The following is a 22,974-nucleotide window of genomic DNA, read 5'->3' as shown; positions in this document are numbered from 1 at the left end:
TACCGGAGTTTCCCTGCATGCTTGGTGCATCGCCCGTGCAACGGTTGTCAAACCTTGATTTGCTACCTTTGACGCAACGCGGTAAATTCCATCTCTTGCGTCGGTCTGCCTATCCGAAACCGGCGCGTTGAGGCGGATGGTCAGGGTCACCTCCCAGCCATCCTGCCGCAGTGATACTTGCTGTTGGCCGCGCCACAAGCGTGTGTTGCCAAAGCTTCCATTTCGACCTCCAGCGTCCCCAAGGGGCGTTTGCACTGCGTTCTGTCGAGCGTGTGCCGGGTCGGCAGGGTGTCCGGGTGGCGTGGCTCCGTGAGCCGCTAAGCGCCGGATCATGTTGTCGTAGCCGGTATGGGTTCCGTTGCCGCCGTATCCGGGCGAGCAGCAGTCAGGGTTGCAGGGCCGGTACTGAAAGGAAATACAACATGGAAATGAATGGCGCCGATATCGTCGTGCGCTGCCTGGCCGATGAGGGCGTGGAACACGTTTTCGGCTATCCCGGCGGCGCAGTGCTTTACATCTACGACGCGATCTTCAAGCAAGACAAATTTCAGCATATCCTGGTTCGTCACGAGCAAGCCGCCGTGCACGCCGCCGATGCCTATTCGCGCTCGTCGCAAAAGGTCGGCGTCTGCCTCGTGACCAGCGGCCCGGGCGTGACCAATGCCGTCACCGGCATCGCCACCGCCTATATGGATTCCATCCCCATGGTCATCATCAGCGGGCAAGTGCCCACTGCGGCCATCGGCGAGGATGCCTTCCAGGAATGCGACACCGTCGGCATCACGCGTCCCTGCGTCAAGCACAACTTCCTGGTGCGCGACGTCAAGGACCTGGCCGAAACCATGCGCCGCGCGTTCTATATCGCGCGCACGGGCCGTCCCGGCCCGGTGCTGGTGGATATCCCCAAGGACATCACCGTCGCGCAGTGCAAGTACACGCCGCCCAAGGGCGAGATCTCGATGCGTTCCTACGCGCCCGTGAACAAGGGCCACCAGGGGCAGATCAAGAAAGCCGTGCAGATGCTGCTGGCCGCCGAGCGGCCGATGATCTACACGGGCGGCGGGGTCATCCTGTCGAACGCCGCGCCCGAGCTCAACAAGCTCGTGTCGCAGCTGGGCGCGCCCTGCACCAGCACCCTGATGGGTCTGGGCGGCTACCCGGCCAGCAGCGGCCAGTTCGTGGGCATGCCGGGCATGCACGGCACGTACGAAGCCAACATGGCGATGCAGCACTGCGACGTGTTGCTGGCCATCGGGGCCCGTTTCGACGACCGTGTGATCGGCAATCCCAAGCACTTCGCGCAGAACGCCCGCAAGATCATCCATATCGATATCGATCCGTCGTCGATCTCCAAGCGCGTGCGCGTGGACGTCCCGATCGTCGGTAACGTCAAGGACGTGCTGGCCGACCTGAGCGCCCAGTACGAAGTGGCGGCCGCCGAGCACAAGCCCGCCTCCATCACCAAGTGGTGGGAGCAGGTCGAGACCTGGCGCGGCAAGGAATGCCTGAAGTTCGCCAACTCGGATGAAGTCATCAAGCCGCAGTACGTGGTGGAAAAGCTCTGGGAAGTGACCGGCGGCGACGCCTTCGTCACGTCCGACGTGGGCCAGCACCAGATGTGGGCGGCCCAGTACTACAAGTTCGACAAGCCGCGCCGCTGGATCAACTCCGGCGGCCTGGGCACCATGGGTGTGGGGCTGCCGTACGCGATGGGCGTGCAGATGGCCAACCCTGGGCACGACGTCGCCGTCATCACCGGCGAAGCGTCGATCCAGATGAACATCCAGGAACTGTCGACCTGCCACCAGTACCGCCTGACGCCGAAGATCGTCTGCCTGAACAACCGTTTCTTGGGCATGGTCCGGCAATGGCAGCAGATCGATTACGGCTCGCGCTATTCCGAGTCCTACATGGATTCGCTGCCCGACTTCGTCAAGGTGGCCGAGGCCTATGGCCACGTGGGTCTGCGCATCGAGCGTCCGGCAGATGTCGAACCGGCGTTGCGCGAAGCGTTCGGCAAGCACAAGGAACGTCTGGTCTTCCTGGATTTCATCACCGACCGCACCGAAAACGTGTGGCCGATGGTCAAGGCAGGCCGCGGGCTGACCGAAATGCTGCTTGGCTCTGAAGACCTGTAAGGAGGCCACTATGAAGCACGTGATTTCCGTCCTCCTCGAGAACGAACCCGGCGCGCTGTCGCGCGTGGTGGGGCTGTTTTCCGCGCGGGGCTACAACATCGAGACCCTGACCGTGGCGCCCACCGAGGATTCCACGCTGTCGCGCATGACCATCGTGACGACCGGTTCCGATGAAGTCATCGAACAGATCACCAAGCACCTGAACCGCCTGGTGGATGTCGTTAAAGTGGTGGACCTGACCGAAGGCGCCCACATCGAGCGCGAGCTGATGCTCGTGAAGGTGCGCGCCGTGGGCAAGGAACGCGAAGAGATGAAGCGCATGGCGGACATCTTCCGCGGCCGCATCATCGACGTCACCGACAAGTCCTACACCATCGAATTGACCGGGGTGCAGGAAAAAGTACAGGCCTTCCTGGAGGCCCTGGACCGCAGTGCCATCCTTGAAACCGTACGCACCGGCGTGTCCGGCATCGGACGCGGTGAACGGATTTTGAAGATTTGACCGGCCTTCCAGGCCAAGCCGCACCCTACATCTGAACCAATCGAATATCCAAATACTGGAATCTGGAGCACAACCATGAAAGTTTTCTACGACAAAGACTGCGATCTGTCCCTCATCAAAGGCAAGACCGTTGCCATCATCGGCTATGGTTCGCAAGGCCACGCGCACGCGCAGAACCTGCATGAGTCGGGCGTGAAGGTCGTCGTCGGCCTGCGCAAGGGCGGCGCTTCGTGGAACAAGGCCGCCAACGCCGGCCTGGAAGTTAAGGAAGTGGCTGATGCCGTCAAGTCCGCCGACATCGTCATGATGTTGCTGCCCGACGAGAACATCGCCTCGGTCTACAACAAGGAAGTGCACGCCAACATCAAGGCTGGCGCCGCCCTGGCTTTCGCCCACGGCTTCAACGTTCACTACGGCCAGGTCGTGCCGCGTGAAGACATCGACGTCATCATGATCGCCCCGAAGGCCCCGGGCCACACGGTGCGCAACACGTACAAGCAAGGTGGCGGCGTGCCCCACCTGGTGGCCGTGTACCAGGACAAGTCGGGCGCCGCGCGTGACGTGGCCCTGTCGTACGCCAGCGCCAACGGCGGCGGCCGTGCCGGCATCATCGAAACCAACTTCCGCGAAGAAACCGAAACCGACCTGTTCGGCGAACAAGCCGTCCTGTGCGGCGGTACCGTCGAACTGATCAAGGCCGGTTTCGACACGCTGGTGGAAGCCGGCTACGCGCCCGAAATGGCGTACTTCGAATGCCTGCACGAACTGAAGCTGATCGTCGACCTGATCTATGAAGGCGGCATCGCCAACATGAACTACTCGATTTCGAACAACGCCGAGTTCGGCGAGTACGAAACGGGCCCGAAGATCGTCACCGACGAAACCCGCAAGGCCATGCGCCAGTGCCTGACGGACATCCAGACCGGCGAATACGCCAAGAAGTTCATCCTGGAAAACACCGCCGGCGCCCCGACCCTGACCTCGCGCCGCCGCATCAACGCGGAATCGCAGATCGAGCAAGTGGGCGGCAAGCTGCGCGCCATGATGCCCTGGATCGCCGCCAACAAGCTGGTGGACAAGTCCAAGAACTGATCGACGCCCATGCGCGGGGGGTTAACCCTCGCGCAACAGCGATCAAAGCGGCATGCCTGCGAGGGCATGCCGCTTTTTCTTGGCTTATTGCTCAGGCACGCGGCTTGCTCTGTCCCGCAAGCGGGGCCAGATGGGTTAACCTTTCACAGTCCGTTGTAAGTTATTGAGACCATGCCCAATTTTTCCATGCGCGATTCCGAGAACCGCCACCGAAGCATCTACCTGCTGCCCAACGCATTCACCACTGCGGCGTTGTTTGCGGGGTTCTATGCCGTGGTGCAGGCCATGAACGATCGCTTCGAAGTCGCCGCCATCGCCATTTTCGTGGCCATGGTGCTGGACGGCATGGACGGCCGGGTTGCCCGGCTGACCAACACGCAGTCCGCCTTCGGCGAACAATACGACTCGCTGTCGGACATGACGTCCTTCGGCGTGGCGCCCGCGCTGGTCATGTACGAGTGGATCCTGAACGACTTGGGCCGCTGGGGCTGGCTGGCCGCCTTCGTCTATGTGGCCGGTGCCGCCTTGCGCCTGGCACGGTTCAACACCAATATCGCCGTCGTCGACAAACGCTATTTCCAGGGCTTGCCCAGCCCGGCTGCGGCCGCGCTGGTGGCGGGTTTCGTCTGGCTGGCCGTGGACAACAAACTGCCTATCCATGACAGCCTGATGGCCTGGGTGGCGTTCACGCTGACCATGTACGCCGGCATCACCATGGTGTCGAACGCCCCGTTCTTCAGCGGCAAGAGCTTCGCCCTGGGCCGCAGCGTGCCGTTCTGGGGCATCTTGCTGGTGGTGGCCGTGTTCGTCTTCGTGTCCAGCGATCCCCCGGTCGTGCTGTTCGGTCTCTTCGTGCTGTACGGTCTGTCGGGCTGGATCATGTGGGGTTGGCGCTGGAACAAGGCCCGTCGCCTGACGCAAGAGCGCCGCGGCCATTCTTCCTGATCCGCTCGCACCATTCAAAACAAAACCCGCCGATCCGGCGGGTTTTGTTTTTGAGGCGGGGGAAGTCAGCGCCACATGAACTTGTCGTCGTCGTACATGGGGTCGGGGCCGGGGTGGAAGTGCGTCAGCTTGCTGCCGTCGCGGCCCATGTAGACGTACATCAGCGAATTCCAGACGCCGTTTTCCTTGTAGCGATACGACCACACGACTTCGCGCTTTTCGCCCAGGCCCGCTTCTTCGATGCGCGCTGGCGGCCCGAATTCGCAACGCACGCGGTCCGGTCCCCATTCGCCCACTTCCAGCACCTTGAAGTGCTGGTCGGTCAGCAGCGGCACCACTTGGCCCACGCGGCCGTCGGTGCCCACATTGGTCCCCCAGGCGAATTGGCCCATGGGCTGTTGCGTCCAGATCACACGTTGGCCGCCGCCGGCTTGCGGGCAAGTAAAGTTGGGCTGGCCGAACTGGGTCAGGACCTCGCCGTAGGGCGTGCCGGGGGGCACCTGGGCCAGGTTGGCACAAGCCGCAAGCCCGGTCAGCGCCAGCGAGGCGAGGGCGGTGCGGGCGATTTTGTAATATTTAGACATATATTTGCTCCTCTGGGGCGCCCGTCGGGCACCTACCGGCCTCTGCCGATCGGCCGAAACCGTCTCTGGGGTAATTCTAGCGAATCAGCTATAATCATCGAGCTTTATCAAGTGTATTGATTTTGCAAGATGCTTTGCGCCGGCAGTCCGGCTGGAGAAGGAACCGCCTTCAGAGGGCCCCTTCACAGCTATTGAAGCAGCAGTGAGAAAGCAAAAACGCTTATCGCCGGGATCGCAAATTTTTTCCAAACCACGTCAGGGCACCTCGGCCCTGTCGCATGTCCGAAGAGGTCATCAATGTCTGTAGCTGACATCAAGAAATCCGATATCGTTGCGCAATTCCAACGCGCTCAAGGCGATACCGGCTCCCCCGAAGTTCAGGTGGCTCTGCTCACCGCCCGTATCAACGAACTGACTGGTCACTTCAAAGAACACATGAAGGACCATCACTCGCGCCGCGGTCTGCTGCGTATGGTCAGCCGTCGCCGCAAGCTGCTCGACTATCTCAAGGGCCGCAATCCCGATTCGTACCGCGCTCTGATCGAAAAACTCGGTCTGCGTAAGTGATCGACGGGGCTGGCTCCCCATGACGCAATAACCGTGGTCGGTGCGACGTATTGTCGCGACGGCCACGGTTTTTCATTTGTAAGGAATAATCGTCATGTTCAACAAAGTGACAAAATCGTTCCAATACGGCCAGCATACGGTCGTTCTGGAAACTGGCGAAATCGCTCGCCAGGCCTCCGGCGCCGTTGTGGTGTCGATCGAGGACACCGTTGTTCTGGCCACCGTTGTGGCTTCCAAGAAGGCCAAGCCGGGTCAAACGTTTTTCCCGCTGACCGTCGACTACATCGAGAAGACCTACGCTGCCGGCCGTATTCCGGGTGGGTTCTTCAAGCGTGAAGGCAAGCCGTCCGAAAAGGAAACGCTGACCTCGCGCCTGATCGACCGTCCGCTGCGTCCGCTGTTCCCCGAAGACTTCTACAACGAAGTCCAAGTGGTCATCCACACGCTGTCGGTCAATCCCGAGATCGATCCCGACATCGCCGCCATGATTGGTGCCTCGGCCGCTCTGGCCATTTCGGGCATCCCGTTCAACGGCCCGATCGGCGCCGCGCGCGTGGGCTACATCGATGGCCAGTACGCCCTGAACCCGACCGCTTCGCAGCTGAAGTCGTCCAAGCTGGACCTGGTTGTCGCCGGTACCGAAAACGCCGTGCTGATGGTGGAATCGGAAGCCCAACAGCTGTCCGAAGAAATCATGCTGGGCGGCGTGGTCTACGGCCACGAGCAGATGCAGGCTGTCATCAACGCCATTCACGAACTGGTGAAGGACGCTGGCAAGCCCGACTGGGACTGGCAAGCTCCGGCCAAGGACGAAGCCCTGATCGCCGCCGTGACCTCGGCTGCCCAGGAAGGCCTGAACGCCGCCTACCAGATCCGCGAAAAGCAAGCCCGTACCGCCAAGCTGCGTGAAGTGTCGGCTGACGTGTCGGCCAAGCTGGCTGCCGCCGCCGCTGAAAAGGGCGAGTCGCTGCCGGACGCCGTGACCGTCGACAACATCATGTTCTCGCTGGAATCGGCCATCGTCCGCGGCCAGATCCTGAACGGCGAACCGCGTATCGACGGCCGCGACACCCGCACCGTGCGCCCCATCAGCGTGCGTCTGGGCGTGCTGCCCCGCGCACACGGCAGCGCGCTGTTCACCCGTGGTGAAACGCAAGCGCTGGTCGTTGCCACGCTGGGCACCAAGCAAGACGAACAGATCATCGACGCGCTCATGGGCGAGTACCGTGACCGCTTCATGATGCACTACAACATGCCTCCGTTCGCCACTGGCGAAACGGGCCGCATCGGTGTGCCCAAGCGCCGCGAAATCGGCCACGGCCGTCTGGCCAAGCGCTCGCTGATCCCGCTGCTGCCGGCGCCTGAAGACTTCCAGTACACGATCCGCATCGTGTCGGAAATCACCGAGTCCAACGGCTCGTCGTCGATGGCTTCGGTCTGCGGCGGCTCGCTGGCCATGATGGACGCCGGCGTGCCGGTCAAGGATCACGTGGCCGGCGTGGCCATGGGCCTGATCCTGGACGGCGGCAAGTTCGCTGTGCTGACCGACATTCTGGGTGACGAAGATCACCTGGGCGACATGGACTTCAAGGTTGCGGGCACCGAAAACGGCGTCACCGCACTGCAGATGGACATCAAGATCCAGGGCATCACGAAGGAAATCATGCAAGTGGCGCTGGCGCAAGCCCGCGAAGGCCGCCTGCACATCCTGACCAAGATGAAGGAAGCGCTGGACGGTTCGCGTGGCGAGCTCTCGGCTTTCGCCCCGCGCATGCTGACCATCAAGATCAACCCCGAGAAGATCCGCGACGTGATCGGCAAGGGCGGCGCCACCATCCGCGCGCTGACCGAAGAAACCGGCACGCAGATCGACATCTCCGACGACGGCACGATCGTGATCGCCAGCGTCGACGAAGCGCAGGCCAAAGAAGCCCAGCGCCGCATCGTCGAACTGACCGCCGACGTCGAAGTGGGCCAGATCTACGAAGGCTCGGTCCTGCGTCTGCTGGACTTCGGCGCCATCGTGCAAGTGCTGCCGGGCCGTGATGGTCTGCTGCACATCTCGGAAATCGCCAACTACCGCATCGCGAACATCAACGATGTGCTGAAGGTCGGCCAGCAAGTCCGCGTCAAGGTCATCGAGGCCGACGACAAGGGCCGCCTGCGCCTGTCCATCAAGGCGATCGGCGGCATCGAAGCGCAGCAACCCGCTGCCGCTACCGAAGCTGCCCCCCAATCGGAACCGCAAGCTGAATAAGCTGGCAGGCTGATTGAACGAAGAACGGCGCCGCGAGGCGCCGTTTTTTTTGCTGCGCCACAATAAATCGGCCAGCGGCCTGATTCATCTTCTTGCGACTTCACCCCGCTGACGTCTCCCATCTTCGCCGACCTTGCTGTAAAGTCTTGCGGCAGAAAAGGGGGAATCGGATGAGTCAGGTATGACGGGATGGCCAGGTGGCGCCACCGCCGCGGTGCTGCTTGCCGTGCTGCTGACTGGCTGCATGAGCAGCCCCGGTCCGGGCCAGCGCGGACCCAATAGCGAAGACATGTCGGCCGACCAGTTCGGACAGACCGACTTCAACCGCACCGTCACGCTGGAAGTCCGCGACAACCTGGCGAGCCTGTATTCCCTGCTGGACAAGCTCTACCGCCGAAACCCCCGAGAATGGCGCAAGACCGGCGTGGCGGACCAGAAGACGGCCGTGAATCGCGTCAAGCACGCCATCGAGGTCCGCATCCCGCCCAGCGACCTGGCCGGCCTGCGCGACATCCAGATCCTGGCTGTGTCGCTGGACCCCAACTACTCGGGCGACCGCGTCGGCGCCTTCATCTACGGCCTGGCCGACACCATCATCGCGGCCCACAACGGCAAGACCCGGCTGTATGCCACCGACGCGCTGGACGGCCAGCGGGTCTACAATGCCGCACGGAATGTCGAGGCCGCCGCCTGGTTGCTGGCGTCGCGCCGCAACAACCAAGGCGAGCCGCTGTTGCTGGCCAACGAAATGTCCCCCAACGCCACGAACCTCAGCTTCGAGCGGGAGTTCGGCGCCATCATCGGCCGGCTGGACCTGATCGCCAACCTGCTGGGTGAAAACTCGCGGCGCATCGGGATCAACTATGCGCAGGGCCTGCTGCTGTTCAATTTTCTGCCTGTCCGCTAACCGGATCTACCCATCGTGATCGATATCGCCTCTATCCAGACCGCCCGCGAAAACCTGCGCGGCCAGGTGCTGAAGACCCCCTTTACCCTGTCGCGCACGCTGTCCGACATTTTCGGCGCCGAGATCTGGCTGAAGTTCGAGAACCTGCAGTTCACGGCTTCGTTCAAGGAACGCGGCGCGTTGAACCGCATGCTGACCCTGTCCGACGAAGAGCGCGCCAAGGGCGTGATCGCGGTATCGGCCGGCAACCATGCCCAGGGCGTGGCTTACCATGCGCAGCGCATGGGCGTGCCCGCCGTGATCGTGATGCCGCGCTTCACGCCGACGGTCAAGGTGGCCAACACGCGCCGCTTCGGCGCCGAAGTGGTGTTGGCGGGCGACACCTTCGACGACGCCAAGGCCCATGGCTATGAGCTGGCGCAAGCGCGCGGGCTGATCATGATCCACCCCTATGACGACGAAGCCGTCATTTCGGGGCAGGGCACCGTGGCGCTGGAGATGCTGGAAGACCAGCCCCAGCTGGACACGCTGGTCATCGCCATCGGCGGTGGCGGCCTGATCTCGGGGATCGCCACGGCAGCCAAGGCCTTGAAGCCGGGCATCGAAATCGTTGGCGTGCAGACCGAGCGCTTCCCGTCGATGTACGCCGCCGTCAAGGGCGTGTCCATGCCGCAGGGCCAGTACACCATTGCCGAAGGCATCGCCGTGAAGTCGCCGGGCGCGTTGACCCAGCCCATCGTCAGCCAACTGGTCGACCAGATTGAACTGGTCAGCGAAAGCGATATCGAGCACGCGATCGTGGTGCTGCTGGAAATTGAGAAGACCGTGGTGGAAGGCGCCGGCGCCGCGGGTTTGGCCGCACTGCTGCGCGCGCAGGAAGCGGGCAGCGACCGCTTCAAGGGCAAGCGCATCGGGCTGGTGCTGACGGGCGGCAACATCGATCCGTTGATGCTGGGCGAACTGATCGAACGCGGCATGGTACGCGCCGGGCGTCTGGCCCGCATCCGCGTGGACTTGCGCGACTTGCCGGGTGCTTTGGCGCACGCCACCAAGCTGATCGCCGACGCCCAGGCAAACATCACCGAAGTGCATCACCAGCGCGCGTTCACCTCATTGCCGGTGCGTAATGTCGAAGTGGACTTCGTGTTGCAGACGCGTGGTCCCGACCACATTCTGGAAGTGATCGACATTCTGAATGCTGCCGGGTTTGCGGCCAGCAATCACGATCACTAGAAACGACGGTTAGCCGGGCGATCAGGCGGCGTCGCGTTGCGCGGCGTCGCGCGCCACCAGGCTCTTCAGGCCGTACAGGCGTTCGCGATGCAAGGTCGTGGATAGGGGCTCGGGCTCGCGGCCCAGCGCGACGTAGTCGGCGGGAATCTGGGCGATGGCTTCGCGCATGCGCGCCGCGTTGGCCTGCCACCATTGCACCAGCATCCGGTCCGGGTTGTAGACATCCAGCCCTTGGCGGCGCAATTCCGACCGGTTGAAATCCTTCAGGTTCCAGGTGGCGATCTGCACGACGGGCGGTTGTTGCAGCCCGCAGCGCGCGCGCCGCGCCAGGCCGGCCGCGATCACGTGGAAGTCTTTCGGGTCGCTGTAGCGCAGCGAGGCTTCGTACACCTGCGTGTCGGCTTCGTTGGCCTCGGGAAATCGCGCGTTCATGTCGGCCCAGAATTCCGCCAGCACTTCCGGCGGGATGTCCCAGATGCGTGACGCGTTTCGGCGCCATTCTTCGCCGATGCGTTCCGTCCAGACCGGAATGAACACGCCGGCCTCGGCCAGACGCAGCAGCAACCGGCGCAGAATGCCGGACATCAGCACGCAGGCGTCCAGGACGATGAAGGGGGCGGGGGCGGCAGGAGCGGTCAAGATGGGAATGTGAAAGGCCAAGGCCTTCGAACGGCAAAAATAGTGGTGCCCGAGACCGGAATCGAACCGGTACGACCTTGCGGCCGAGGGATTTTCTTACCACTTCGGCTTTCGCCGCCAGCGCGGGGCGCTGTTCGTGGTCTGGAGCACGCCTTCACCATAGCCTTGCGGCCTTAGGTGCCCGCCGTCTGCTCTCTACACCTTCCCCGGTTTTTCAACCGGGGCTTGGCTCGGCGTTGGCTCGGAACAGGTCCAGGGCGTTCGCCGAATTTGACGGGCTACACCTTTGGAGTTTCCTCCAAAGGGCTCAAATTAGTTTAAGTCCCTTGTGTCTACCAATTTCACCACTCGGGCGTTGCACGGCTCATGCAGGGCCGGCAGCGGGCGTGACTATACCATCTTGGGCGCAGGGATATTGTCGCGCCCGCGGCAAACCGGGGCAACCACGCGCCTACTTCCGGCCGAACAAGCGGCCAAGGAACCCGCGCGGTGCGGCAGCGGCATCTTCCGCCGCCTGGGCGCGGCGCAGCGACAGATCCTGGTATTCGGGCTTGCCATTCTGCTGGTATGAGGCCGCTGCCTGGCGGAAGGCCATGGCCGATTCTGCATGGCGCTTCAGGTGGCCGTAGATTTCGCCGCGCGAAAACATGGCCCAGCTGCGGTAGTCGGGATCCAGCCCGATCAGGCGGTCGCACGCGGCAAGCGCTTCTTCCTGTTGCTTGGCGGCAATCAGCGCGTTGATGCGTTCGGCGTGCAGGGGGCCGCTGTCCGGCCACTTCGTGAGTGCGCGGTCGGCATCGGCAACCGCCTCGGCGCCACGGCCCAGGTTCGTCAGCGCGTCGATGCGGACCCGGCGCCACTTCAGCCAGTCGGGGTCCAGCGAAATCGCCACTTCCGACAACGGCAGGGCTTCGGCGTAGCGCTCCAGGCGGGTCAGCATGTCGGCGGCGTTGCCCGGCAGGAAATCGTTGTCGGGCGCAAGTTCATAGCCGCGCAGGTAGTAGGCAAGCGCGGCTTCCCAGTTGCGCTGGTCGCGCTGCGCGTTGCCGGCGACGAAGAGCAATTGCGCGTCGCCGCTGTTCATCGGATCCAGCCCTTGCAAGGCTTGCTCGGCCAGCTCAGGGTCGCCGCTGCGCACGTACTCACGGGCCTGTTCCTTGCGGCCTTCCCAGCCGTTGTCCGACAGCGCGTCCAGATGCCGCCACAACGGCACGGCCTCTTGGGCGCGGCCCAGGCGGTGCAGCGACCGCGCCTTGCCTTCCAGCGGCCAATCCCAATCGGGTTCGCGGCGCAGCAGGCTGGTCCATTCTTCAACCGCGTCTTCATGACGCTCCAGCGCTTGCAGGCATGACGCCCGGTTGTGCTGGATGGCGTTTTCCTCGCCCAGGATGGCGCGGGCGCGGTCGAACATCGCAATGGCGTTCTTCAGGTCGCCCAGGCGGCGGTAGTTGTTGCCCGCGTCATACAGGAAGCCGCCGTTGTTGGGCGCAAGCGCCACGGCGCGCTGATGGTAGGGCAGGGCGTCCTGGTAGCGGCCGGCGTTGTGCAGGTTGGAACCGATGTAGCAATGCGGGGCCGCGGCGGACGGCCGTAGCTGGGAGGCGCGGGTCCAGCATTCGATGGCGTCTTCCAGCCGGCGGTCGTTGATCAGCAGATAGGCTTCGGACATCATCAAGCCGAAATGCGAGGGCGCGCGCTGCCGCGCGTCGCGCAGCAGGCGCCAGGCTTCCTGCTGTTCGCCGGCGTCATAGAGCGCGGTGGTGCGCACGCGCAGGGCGTCGCTGCACTGCGGGTCCAAGGTCAGCGACCGGGCTAGGTCGGCATCGCGCAAGGCGTGGGCGCTGCGCTTGTCGTGATAGCGGGCGCGCAGGGCCCACATCACCGCGGACCCGGGCTGTTCGCGCACGCCCTGTTCGCACAAGGCGAGCATCTGCGCGTGGTCGTGGCCGTCGTCGGCGCGGTGGATGGCTTCGATCAGACTGGACATGCGGGGTGTTCCGTATTCAAAAGGGCGGACTAGCGCGCAAAGGCGCTGGTGTCGTGGCGGCAGCTATAGGGGCGGTCGGCTTGGGCGATATCGTCGCTGCCGCACTGCCAGCGGCGGATGCCGCCGCCTTTCTTCTCCGATCGCAGCTCCGGCAGGTACATCAGGTGCTTGCCCGCCAGCGTGGGAAAACCGTCCTCGCGCGGCGTGCCGGCAATCGTCAGCCGCAGCACGCCGTTGATGGGGTTCATCTCCAGCTTGGAAAAGCCGCTGTTCTGCAGCGATTCCTGGGTCATGCCGATATCTTCCAACGTTGCGGGAAAGGCCTTCTTGCTGCGGTAGTGGTTCTCGACCAGCATGCGGATGGGGTCGGACACCAGGTCAAAACGGCGGACGTCGGCATGCAAGGGGTTGTCGCTATCGTCCCCGCTCATGACGCCCACCCCGATGACCACGCCGCCCAGCACCAGCGCCAGCACGCCGAATACGAAGAACAGGAACTTGCCCGTGCCGGTGACCGCGGGCGCCTTGGCGACGGCTGCCTGCACCGCACGCGGGTGCGCCCGGCTGGCGACGACGTGCGTGCCGGCCAGGGCGTTGTGCATCGCCCGTTCGCCGAAGATGGCTTGCTGGATATGGTGGAACAGACCCGGCAGCGCCAGGTTCAGCGTGTACTTCAGCGTGTGCCGCCATATCGAGCGGGCGAGGCCCGGGGCCTGCCCCTTGCGGTTCACCACGCGCAGTTTCAACAGGCGTTTGCCGGGGGATCCATTGGTCCAGGCGTCCATGAAGGCCGGCAGCAGCCAGCCGATCAGCCCGGCCAGCACCAGCAGCAGCACGGGCCGGGGCTCGCCGGTCAGACCCTCGTAGGTAAGCGAGGCGGCCCAGATCAAAGTGAATATCGCCGCCACCATGAACAGGCCGTCGATGGCGGTGGCGCCCAGCCGGACCCAGATGCTGGGGAACACGGGCGCATTCTGCGCCGGGGCTGCCCGCTTGGCGGGGGCGGACGCAGGCGCTGCCGCTTTGACCGGCAACGGCGCTTGGCAACTGAAGCACAGGGTATTGGAGGCCGGGTTCTGCCAGTTACAGCGTGGGCATTGCATGGGGGCGCGTGATCCGCAAAACGAAGGCCGCTGAGCGGCCGGACTGCGGATCATACCCAGGTCCTGCGTGCGGGAAAACCCCGATCCCTCCTCGGGCGGGCAACGCGGGACACTTCCTGCCATGAAGCCTGTCCTGCCTGTCCCGTCAGCCCCCCGTGATATCGACCCCGTATCGCTTCGATTGTTCTTGTCCGCCTTGGAAGAAGGCAGCCTGGCCCGCGCCGCCGCGCGCGAAAACATCGTGCCGTCCGCCGTCAGCAAGCGCATGTCCGAGATGGAAGAAGCCTTTGGCGTGCCCCTCCTGGAGCGCGGCGTCAAAGGGGTGCAACCCACGCCGGCGGGCAACGCGCTGGCCACCCATGCGCGCCGCCTGCTGCAGGACATGGACCGCATGCATCGCGAGATGGCGGGGTTTGCGACCGGCGTGCGCGGCCATATTCGGCTGGCCGTCAGCGTGGCGGCCCTGTCGGGCGAGCTGCCCGCCCAGATCCAGTCGTTTCGCCGGGCCTATCCGCAAATCGATATCTCGCTGGAAGAAGACACGACCCAAGCGGCGTTCCGCGCCGTGCTGGACGGCCACGCCGATGTGGCCGCCGGGTCGGATTTCGGCCATGACGGCTTGCAGGTGTTCGCCTGCGGCCATTGCGAGCTGGCGGCGGTGGTGCCGGGCCAGCACCTGCTGGCCGACCGCGAGATGCTGGATTACGCGCAATTGCTGCCCTTTGAGCAGATCGAGCTGAACCGCGACAACGGCATCAGCAGCGTATTTGAACAGGCCGCGAAAGACGCGGGCGTGATGCGGCGCATCAGCGCGCGGGTGAGTTCGCACGAGACCATCTGCATGTTGGTCGCGCGCGGCATGGGCGTGGCCGTGGTGCCGCAGTACCTGAAGGCGCGCTTGTCGCACCTGGACATCCGCTTCGTGCCGTTGACTGGCCCGTGGTCCAGCACGCCGATCTGTATTGCAGTGCGGGATCCGGATGCCCTGTCGCCCGCCGCCCGGGCCTTGCTGGCCCATTTGGGCGTGCTGCCGGCAGGCGAGCGTTAGGGGCAAACCCGGACGTTCCCAAACGAGAATGCCCCCGTGCTGAAAGACCGCTACCCGGAAGACGGGCAGGCCCGCGATGATGGACGCATTCGCGGGGCGGCATGACGGTCTTCTGACCTGGCCGGCACGCATCCGACCACCCGGCAGGCAGAGGAAACGTTGATGAGCGCAGCACCGGCTTCACCCTTCATGGATAGTTCTGAGTTACCCCTGCGGGGAATCAAGGTGCTGGAACTGTCCCACATGATCATGGGGCCGGCCGCCGGCCTGTCGTTGGCAGACCTGGGCGCCGACGTGATCAAGGTGGAACCCATCGACGGCGACCGCACGCGCCGCCTGAAAGGGTCGGGCAGCGGTTATTTCCCGGTGTTCAACCGCAACAAGCAGAGCCTGGCGATCGATCTGAAATCGCCTGAAGGGCAGGACGTGGTGCGCAAGCTGGCCCTGCAGACCGACATGGTGGTGGAGAACTTCCGCGATGGCAGCCTGGCGCAGTACGGGCTGGACTACGAGTCCCTGTCGGCCGAAAACCCGGGGCTGATCTATGTGTCGTTGAAGGGTTTTCTGTCGGGCCCGTACAAGCATCGTACGGCGCTGGATGAAGTCGTGCAGATGATGGGCGGGCTGGCCTATATCAACGGCGGCGCGGATACGCCGCAGCGGGTGGCGGCGTCCGTCAACGACATTCTGGGTGGCACCTTCGGGGTGGTGGGCGCGCTGGCTGCGCTGCACGACCGCCATGCTACGGGCCGCGGCCGCCATGTGCGGTCGGGCCTGTTCGAGAACAACCTGCTGCTGGTGGCGCAGTTCATCGCGCAATATCAGCTGACCGGCACGGCGCCCAAACCCATGGGCGCGGAGCGCAAGCCGCCGTGGGGCGTGTACGACGTCTTCGAGACGGCGGACGGCCGCGTGTTCGTCGCCGTGGTGGGGGATGCGCAGTGGCGCAATTTCGCTCAGAAATTCCTGCCGCCGGAGTGGGCCGCCGACCCGCGGCTGGCCACGGCCGTCGACCGCGAAGCCGCCCGGTCATGGTTGGTGCCCGGCGTGGCCGAGATCCTGAAAACCTGGAAGACCGATGCATTGTGCGAGGCCCTGGAGGCCGCCAATCTGTCTTACGGACCGATCCGCCAGCCGCATGACTTGCTGGACGACGCGCACCTGAATGCGGGGGGCGCATTGCTCAAGACCCTGCTGCCCGACGGCAGTGAAATATCCACGGCTGCGCTGCCCATCGAATTCGACGGGCGCAAGGCCGGCAAGCGTTGCGATCCGCCCGTACAAGGCGGCCAGACCCACGCCATCTTGCAGAGCCTGGGGCTGGATGCGGCGCGTATCGATGCGCTGCGCGCGGCGGGAGTCATTGCATGACCAGGCCATAGCGCTTGTGCCCTGTCGACGCGGCGCCAGACCGCCAAGACATCCATCAAAGAGGAGACCCCATGATTCGAAAACTGATTGCGCTGGCCGCGTTGGCCGTCGCCTGCACGGCCAACGCGCAGGACTATCCCAACAAGCCCATCCGCATCATCATCCCGTCCACGCCGGGCGGCGGCACCGACTACATCGGCCGCCTGATGAGCAACAAGCTGCATGAGCTGAACGGCTGGGCCGTGGTGCCCGAGAACAAGCCCGGCGCCGGCACCGCGCTAGGTCTGGCTGAAGCGGCGCGCGCACCGGCGCAAGGGTATGACCTGGTGATCGGCCAATCCGACAACGTCACGCTGATTCCGTTGCTGATGAAGGTGGCCTACGACCCCATCAGGGATCTGGCGCCCGTGGCCTTGGTGGCCACGACGCCCATGGTGCTGCTGGTAGCCGAGAACTCGCCCTACAAGACCTTGCCGGAAGTGATCGACGCCGCCAAGAAAGAGCCCAACAAGATCTCCTATGGCACGTCGGGCACGGGCGGCGGGGTGCACATCGCCATGGAAATGCTGCAGCACGAGGCCGGCTTCAAGATGCAGCACGTGCCGTACAAGGGATCGGCACCCGCGCTGGCCGACCTGATGGGCGGGCATCTGCAGTTTGCCGGGTCGTCGATCTCGTCGGCGGCCTCGCTGATCAAGGCGGGCAAGGTGCGCGCGCTGGCGGTGACGTCGCCCAAGCGCAACCCCGCATTGCCGGATGTGCCGACCGTGGCCGAGCTGGGCTACAAGGATTTCAGCGTGGTGACCTACTACGGCGTGCTGGCGCCGGCCAAGACGCCCGCCGACATCGTGGCGCGCTTGAATGCCGATTTCAACAAGCTGCTGTCGCGCAAGGACGTGCAGGAGGCATTGGCGTCCCAGGGGCTGGAAACGGACCCGGTGTCCAGCGCGCAGTTCGCCGCCCTGATCCAGTCGGATATCGGCAAGGCGCAGCAGACGATCAAGAGCGCCGGCATCGTGGTGCAGCAATAGGCTGCGCAGAGGCTTGGGTACACGACAGGAGAGCACATGAACCAGGAAGTCAGGCTTTGTGAGGTGGGGCCACGCGACGAGCTGCAAATGGCCAAGGGCATGATGCCGGCGGCCGACAAGCTGCGCTGGATCCGCCAGATGGCAGAGGCGGGCTTGCGGGAAATCGAGGTGGGCAGTTTCGTCTCGCCGCGGTTGGTGCCGCAGATGGCGGACACGGGCGTCCTCCTGCCTCACGTGCTGAAGATAGACGGCCTGACCGTCTGCGCGCTGGCCTGCAATCTGAAGGGCGCCATCGCCGCCTACGAGGCGGGCGCGCACGTGCTGTCGTTCCCGATCTCGGTCAGTGACACGCACAGCCATGCCAACGTGGGCAAGGGCACCGACGCGCAGGTGGAGATGATGGCGTCGATCGTCGACTGGGTGCGGTCGCAGCCGCGCCCCATGCGCATCGACGCGGCAGTCGCCACGGCGTTCGGGTGTTCGATGGAAGGGGACGTGCCGGTGCGGCGCGTGGCGTTGGTGGCTGCGGCCGTGGCGCGAACCGGTGTCGATGAAATCGCGCTGGCCGACACCGTGGGCTATGCGCATCCGGCTCAGGTGCGCGACGTGGTGCGCGCCACGCAGGATGCGGTGGGCAGCCAACTGACCAAGCTGCATCTGCACGACACCATGGGGTTGGGCCTGGCCAATGCGCTGGCTGGCTTGAACGAAGGCATCCGCAGCTTCGATTCCTGCCTGGGCGGCCTGGGCGGATGCCCCTTTGCGCCGGGCGCATCGGGCAACATCGTCACCGAGGACTTGGTGTTCATGCTGGAAAGCATGGGCTACCGGACGGGGGTGGACCTGGGCCGGTTGCTGGCCGCGCGCGCGTTGCTGGCCGAAGCCTTGCCGCAAGAGACCCTGCGCAGCGGCGTGGCCGCTGCAGGCATCCCCAAGACGTTCCACGGCGCGGCGGCCGTGGCGTAACGGCCCGCAGGCCTAGCGGTACACCAGTACCGGCACGGTCGAGTGCGCCAGGACCTTTTGCGTCTGGCTGCCCAACAACAGGGCGGCCATGCCGCTGCGTCCGTGCGAGGTCATGGCGATCAGGTCGCAGCCTTGCGTCAAGGCGATGTCGATGATGACCTGGTAGGGCGTGTCGCTTTCCCGCATTTCAGTCGTGCAAGGCACGCCCAAGGCCTGGGCCCGGGCGGCGGCTTCTGCCAGGTACGAGCCAGCCAGTTCCTTGGCCTGGTGTTCGTAGGTCTTGCGCACGCCCTCCAGCTGCACGGTTTCCATCGATGGCATATGGAAGGAGCCGTATGCCGTCACCACGGTAACGCTGGCGCCCAATGCGCGGGCCAGGCCCAGCCCTTGTTCCAGGCCGGTATTGGCCAGGCTGGATCCGTCGATGGGGATAAGAATGTGCTTGTACATGGCAACCTCCGAGGGTGGGGAGGGCGGCGCGGGTCATGGCCGCCACGCGGGGCGAGGACAACAAGTCCCATACTACGCCTGCGCTACCCGGCCCGGTAGGCGCGCGTCCGCCCGCGCCTGACGCGGATCAAGCGCCGGCTACGAAGCGCAGCCGGCCGGTCTTCACCAGCGGTAAGTGGCGGTGCCCACGACGGTGCGCTGGTCGCCGTAGTAGCAGTTGCCATAGCCGCAGTTGGCGATGTAGGTCTTGTTGGTCAGATTGCGGGCGTTCAGCGCCAGGGTCCAGTTCTTGATCTGGTAGCCGATCATCGCGTCGAACAGCAGGAACGACGGCACCTTGGCCGGCGCGGCTTCGCCGTCGCCGAAGTTCGTGCCGGTGTAGCGTGCACCCACGCCGACCTTGATGGCGGATTCGAACCGGTAGTCCAGCCACAGCGATGCGCGATGCTTGGGTACGGCGGTGGCCTGCTTGCCGACCTCTGCGGGATTGCTGCTTTCGACCACGTCGGCCTTGGGCGTCCAGGTATAGGCGGCCACGACATTCAAGCGGGGCAGGGGTTGGAAGGTGGCTTCAAGCTCCAGGCCGCGCACCAGCACTTCGCCCTTCTGGCTGGGCATCGATTGGTCGTCGTAGGTGATGTAGTTCTTGCGGCGCAGCTCGAAGACCGCGGCGCTGTAGCTGTCCGTGCGTCCGACCGGTTGGTAGCGCACGCCGGCTTCGTATTGCTTGCCGGTTTCGGGCTTGAACGGGGTGCCGCTGACGGGATCGATGGTTGCGGTGGGGGAGAACGATTCCGAATAGCTCAGGTACGGCGCCCAGCCCGTCGGATCCACATACACCAGGCCGGCGCGGCTGGTGAAGTGGTTATCCGGAAAGCGCGTGGTGGATCCGTCTTGGCGGTTGCGCATCTTGCCCGATACGTCGTCGTACCGGCCGCCCAGGGTCAGGACCCACCGGTCGTTCCATTTGATCTGGTCTTGCAGATACACGCCGGTCTGCGCCACGCTGATGTCGGCGTCCATCCACGGCGTCGGCCGTTCGATGCCGCCCCGGCCATAGACGGGATCGTAAATCGACAGCGGAGGGACATAGCCGCCGTTGAAGCTGACTTGGTCGATAGTGGTGCGCTGGTAGTCCACCCCCAACAGTATCCGATGCTGCCAGTTGCCGAAGCGCAGATCGGTCTGCGCCTGGTTGTCGATGGTGAAGCTGGAAATGTTCTCTTTGCTGCCGGAGACGCTGCGCCGCAAGGTCTGATAGTTGGCCGGATCGGACGGATCTTCATTAACGGGCAGGTAGCCCAGGGACTGCACCGCGGCGTAATCCACCCGCAACTTGCCATAGCGCGCGTTCTGGCGCAGCGTCACCGCATCATTGACGCGGTGTTCAAACAGGTAGCCGACCATCCATTGCGTCTGGTCGAAATTGTCGTAATCGGGTTCGCCCACGAACAGGTCGGTGGGGATGCGGGTGCCAATGGGCGTGGGCACGAGAGAACCCACGGCCGGACGAACGCGCGTATAGGTGCCGCCCTCTTTGCGGCCGTATTGCGACAGCAGCGTCAGCGAGGTGTCGGCGGACGGGCGCCACGTCAACGACGGGGCGATGTACAGGCGGTCGTTGGAGATGCCGTGGGCCGGCATCTCGGAATCCAGCCCCATCGCCGTGATGCGGTACAGCCACTTTCCGTCTTCGTCGAGCGGCCCCGAAAAGTCGCCGGCTAATTGCCGTCGGGAATGGTCGCCCAACTGGGCCTGCAATTCGTGCAGGGGCTCTTCGGTCGGTCGCTTGCTGACCACATTGACGAGGCCGCCAGGGCCTGTCTGCCCGTACAGCACCGATGACGGCCCTCGCAGGATCTCGATCCGTTCCGCGCCGTAGTTTTCTGTCTGCCATATGCCCCAGTTGCCGTTATTGCGCAGCGGCATGCCGTCCAGGTAGAAGCCGGGGGAATAGGCGTCGAAGCCGCGGATCGCGATCCAGTCGTAACGGGAATCGGCGCCGTAGGTGGTGGTGGCCACGCCTGGTGTGTAGCCCAGCGCATCCTTGAGCGTGGTGGCGCCAATGGCGCTGATGCGGTCGGCGGTGACGACCGAGATCGATTGCGGTGTTTCGAGGATGGCCGTGTCGGTCTTCGTGCCGGTGGCGCTGCGCTTGGCCACGTATCCCGTGACCGGGCTCCAGGCCGTTTCCGCGTTGGCGGTCACGTTGATCGGCGCAAGCGTCGTCACGGCTGACTGCGGGACGCGGCGCACGGTCAACGCGCCGCCGGGCAGCGTCACCACTTCCAGGCCGGACCCGGCGGTGATGCGGCCCAGCGCGTCGGTGAACGAGTAGGTGCCGCTAAGCGCGGGCGCGTCGATATTGCGGACCATCGCGGGGTCGACCGACAGCACGCGGTTGTTCTGCGCCGCGATACGGTTCAAGGCGACCGCCAGCGGCCCGGCGGGAATGTCGTAGTGCTGGGAAGTGGGGGCCGGCTGCGCAAGCGCGGCAGGGGAGACCACGGCGACGGCCACCGCAAGGCTGGCCCGATACAAAGGATGCATGACGTACAACTCCGGGTTGCTGATTTCTCGAATTCCTACCCAGAGGTGTATCGGCGCCGGAAAACCGGACAACAAAATTGTAAAAAGCGCGGGTGCAGGGTCAGGCCCGGTCCACCCAGGTCAGCAGGCCGCCGTAATGGTTGATGCGCAACGGCAACGTCGCTGCCAGCGCGGCCCAGGCCTCATCGGGCCGGTCCAGCGAAAAGACCCCCTGCACCCGCAGCCGGCCCGCCGCTTCCGACACATGCAGCGTTGCGCGCATGTAGGGGCGCAACGCCGAGGCAACTTCTGCAAGCGACGCGTCCAGCACCTCGATCCGGCCTGCTTCCCAGGCCGCCAGCGCGTGGGCAGGGGAGCCGCTCAGCCGCCGGACGCCCGAGGCGTCATAGACGGCCGCCTGTCCTTCGGCCAGTTGTTCCGTTGCGCCATTGCGCGCCCGGACCCGTACCGTATGCTCCAGCACGGCAGCCACGCTGTGGTCGCTTTCCTTTTGCACCATGTAGCGGGTGCCCAGCGCCCACACCGTGCCGTCATCGGTGCTGACGCCAAACGGGCGCGATTCGTCAGGCGCCACGGCGGCGATCAACGCGCCGCGCAGCAGCCGCACGCGGCGCACCGCAGCGGTGAATTCCAGCCGTATGCGGCTATCCGCGTTCAACTGCAATTGGCTGCCGTCATCCAGCGTGACGGAACGTCGCTCGCCCGTGCCGGTGACCTGGTCGCCACGCTGCCGCCATTGCTGCGCACCCAGCCAGCCGGTGCCCACCGCCACTCCCGCCAGGGCCAGGGTCTTGCCCAGGAAAAGGCGCCGTGACGGGCCCCGGACCAGCATGCCGCGCAGCGTCGCGCCGGCGGAATCCTGCGTCTGCGCCGCGCCCAGCGCGCGCAACGCCTGCAGCGGGCCCGCCACGCTTTCCTGCAGGGTGGTCCAGGCCAGGGCGTGCGCGGGGTCGGCCTGCCGCCATTGCTGGAACCGCAGTTGTTCAGCGGCATCGGCGTTGCCGGCATTCAGGCGCAGCATCCATTGCACGGCCTGGCGATCGATCTCGGGGCTCATGCGTGCCCCTCGCGGCGCACGCGCAGGCAGCGTTCAAGCGCCAGCGCCATGTGCCGCTGCACCGTGCGCACCGACAAGCCCATGCGCCGCGCGATGTCTTCATAGCCCAGGCCGTCCAGCTGGCTATAGAGGAAGACGGCGCGCACCGCCGGAGGCAATCCGTGCAGGACGGCATCCACCCGCATCAGCATTTCCACGTCCAGCGCCACGGCTTCGGGCGAGGGCGCCATGTCGTCGGCGTGCAAGGCCAGCCATTGCAGATACGCTTGTTCCAGTTCGCGCCGGCGCCAGAAATGGAACAGCAGCCGGCGGGCGATGGTGGACAGGTAGGCCTTGGGTTCTGCGATCGCCGCCACGGGTTCGCGGCTGACGGCGGCTTGCAGAAACGTGTCGGAGGCCAGATCTTCAGCGTCCGCCTGATTGCGCAGACGAAAGCGCAGGCGGTCCACCAGCCAGGGGCGATAGTTCACGTACAGGGAAGCCAGGGCGGAATGGGCGGAGTGCTTTCCCATGAACTGAAGATCTTAAAAAATAGGAATAAGTATCA

At 64.7% G+C, this 22,974-nt stretch carries 20 protein-coding genes; 12 read left to right on the top strand and 8 right to left on the bottom strand.

The genetic code is table 11. The annotated features are described in order from the left end of the window. Positions 1-368 precede the first annotated feature (368 nt). From AC27VE_RS00560 to pssA, 4 genes are all read left to right on the top strand, one after another. The gene (locus AC27VE_RS00560; protein WP_255221298.1) at positions 369-2,138 is read left to right on the top strand and encodes an acetolactate synthase 3 catalytic subunit; all 1,770 of its coding nucleotides are present in this window, start codon (positions 369-371) and stop codon (positions 2,136-2,138) included. Positions 2,139-2,148: 10 nt separating this feature from the next. Beyond that, entirely contained in the window at positions 2,149-2,640 is a 492-nt protein-coding gene (ilvN, locus tag AC27VE_RS00555; RefSeq protein ID WP_006223608.1) for an acetolactate synthase small subunit, read from the top strand. Between the two features lie 75 nt (positions 2,641-2,715). Then, on the top strand, positions 2,716-3,732 hold the full coding sequence (gene ilvC, locus AC27VE_RS00550) for a ketol-acid reductoisomerase (protein WP_427957869.1): 1,017 nt from the start codon (positions 2,716-2,718) through the stop codon (positions 3,730-3,732). 171 nt (positions 3,733-3,903) lie between these two features. Next, positions 3,904-4,677: a CDP-diacylglycerol--serine O-phosphatidyltransferase gene (gene pssA, locus AC27VE_RS00545; RefSeq protein WP_006223610.1), complete on the top strand. Its 774-nt coding sequence runs from the start codon at positions 3,904-3,906 to the stop codon at positions 4,675-4,677. A gap of 65 nt (positions 4,678-4,742) precedes the next feature. Here pssA and AC27VE_RS00540 read toward each other — a convergent pair whose 3' ends face one another. Beyond that, complete coding sequence (locus AC27VE_RS00540) at positions 4,743-5,261, bottom strand: hypothetical protein (RefSeq protein ID WP_488702812.1); 519 nt, start codon at positions 5,259-5,261, stop codon at positions 4,743-4,745. A 297-nt stretch (positions 5,262-5,558) separates the two neighbouring features. Between AC27VE_RS00540 and rpsO the strand changes: the two genes are divergently transcribed. From rpsO to AC27VE_RS00520, 4 genes are all read left to right on the top strand, one after another. Further along, complete coding sequence (gene rpsO / locus AC27VE_RS00535) at positions 5,559-5,828, top strand: 30S ribosomal protein S15 (protein WP_006223612.1); 270 nt, start codon at positions 5,559-5,561, stop codon at positions 5,826-5,828. 94 nt (positions 5,829-5,922) lie between these two features. Further along, entirely contained in the window at positions 5,923-8,085 is a 2,163-nt protein-coding gene (gene pnp / locus AC27VE_RS00530) for a polyribonucleotide nucleotidyltransferase (RefSeq protein WP_006223613.1), read from the top strand. A gap of 181 nt (positions 8,086-8,266) precedes the next feature. Further along, complete coding sequence (locus AC27VE_RS00525; protein WP_088587811.1) at positions 8,267-8,992, top strand: hypothetical protein; 726 nt, start codon at positions 8,267-8,269, stop codon at positions 8,990-8,992. Positions 8,993-9,007: 15 nt separating this feature from the next. Further along, on the top strand, positions 9,008-10,225 hold the full coding sequence (locus AC27VE_RS00520; protein ID WP_006223618.1) for a threonine ammonia-lyase: 1,218 nt from the start codon (positions 9,008-9,010) through the stop codon (positions 10,223-10,225). Between the two features lie 21 nt (positions 10,226-10,246). Here AC27VE_RS00520 and AC27VE_RS00515 read toward each other — a convergent pair whose 3' ends face one another. The 3 genes from AC27VE_RS00515 to AC27VE_RS00505 all read right to left on the bottom strand — a co-directional run bounded on the left by AC27VE_RS00515 (position 10,247) and on the right by AC27VE_RS00505 (position 13,816). Then, positions 10,247-10,873 carry a PIN domain-containing protein gene (locus tag AC27VE_RS00515; RefSeq protein ID WP_427957925.1) on the bottom strand — a complete coding sequence of 209 codons (627 nt, stop codon included), beginning with the start codon at positions 10,871-10,873 and terminating at the stop codon, positions 10,247-10,249. Between the two features lie 442 nt (positions 10,874-11,315). Further along, a complete protein-coding gene (locus tag AC27VE_RS00510; RefSeq protein ID WP_488702811.1) occupies positions 11,316-12,851 on the bottom strand; it encodes a tetratricopeptide repeat protein in 1,536 nt (511 codons plus the stop codon). A gap of 29 nt (positions 12,852-12,880) precedes the next feature. Continuing rightward, on the bottom strand, positions 12,881-13,816 hold the full coding sequence (locus AC27VE_RS00505; protein ID WP_488702810.1) for an RDD family protein: 936 nt from the start codon (positions 13,814-13,816) through the stop codon (positions 12,881-12,883). A gap of 325 nt (positions 13,817-14,141) precedes the next feature. Between AC27VE_RS00505 and AC27VE_RS00500 the strand changes: the two genes are divergently transcribed. The 4 genes from AC27VE_RS00500 to AC27VE_RS00485 all read left to right on the top strand — a co-directional run bounded on the left by AC27VE_RS00500 (position 14,142) and on the right by AC27VE_RS00485 (position 18,370). Beyond that, positions 14,142-15,002: a LysR family transcriptional regulator gene (locus AC27VE_RS00500; RefSeq protein WP_488702809.1), complete on the top strand. Its 861-nt coding sequence runs from the start codon at positions 14,142-14,144 to the stop codon at positions 15,000-15,002. Positions 15,003-15,191: 189 nt separating this feature from the next. Further along, positions 15,192-16,373, top strand: a complete 1,182-nt coding sequence (locus tag AC27VE_RS00495; RefSeq protein WP_488702808.1) for a CaiB/BaiF CoA transferase family protein — start codon at positions 15,192-15,194, stop codon at positions 16,371-16,373. A gap of 71 nt (positions 16,374-16,444) precedes the next feature. Beyond that, positions 16,445-17,404: a Bug family tripartite tricarboxylate transporter substrate binding protein gene (locus AC27VE_RS00490; RefSeq protein ID WP_088587816.1), complete on the top strand. Its 960-nt coding sequence runs from the start codon at positions 16,445-16,447 to the stop codon at positions 17,402-17,404. Positions 17,405-17,440: 36 nt separating this feature from the next. Next, a complete protein-coding gene (locus AC27VE_RS00485; RefSeq protein ID WP_488702807.1) occupies positions 17,441-18,370 on the top strand; it encodes a hydroxymethylglutaryl-CoA lyase in 930 nt (309 codons plus the stop codon). A gap of 12 nt (positions 18,371-18,382) precedes the next feature. Here the strand turns inward: AC27VE_RS00485 and AC27VE_RS00480 are convergent, their stop codons facing one another. The 4 genes from AC27VE_RS00480 to AC27VE_RS00465 form a co-directional block, all read right to left on the bottom strand. Then, complete coding sequence (locus tag AC27VE_RS00480) at positions 18,383-18,820, bottom strand: universal stress protein (RefSeq protein ID WP_088587818.1); 438 nt, start codon at positions 18,818-18,820, stop codon at positions 18,383-18,385. Positions 18,821-18,982: 162 nt separating this feature from the next. Next, on the bottom strand, positions 18,983-21,370 hold the full coding sequence (locus tag AC27VE_RS00475; RefSeq protein ID WP_488702806.1) for a TonB-dependent siderophore receptor: 2,388 nt from the start codon (positions 21,368-21,370) through the stop codon (positions 18,983-18,985). A 100-nt stretch (positions 21,371-21,470) separates the two neighbouring features. Continuing rightward, positions 21,471-22,427, bottom strand: coding sequence for a FecR family protein (locus AC27VE_RS00470; protein ID WP_488702805.1), 957 nt, complete (start codon positions 22,425-22,427; stop codon positions 21,471-21,473). Continuing rightward, entirely contained in the window at positions 22,424-22,939 is a 516-nt protein-coding gene (locus tag AC27VE_RS00465) for a sigma-70 family RNA polymerase sigma factor (RefSeq protein WP_488702804.1), read from the bottom strand. Before AC27VE_RS00465 ends, AC27VE_RS00470 begins: the two co-directional genes overlap by 4 nt. Positions 22,940-22,974 lie beyond the last annotated feature (35 nt).

It is taken from the genome of Achromobacter sp. 18P8.1.1 (genome assembly GCF_057799415.1).
The sequence above is the reverse complement of the archived record's forward strand: the minus strand, read 5'-3'. Positions and strand labels throughout refer to the sequence as shown.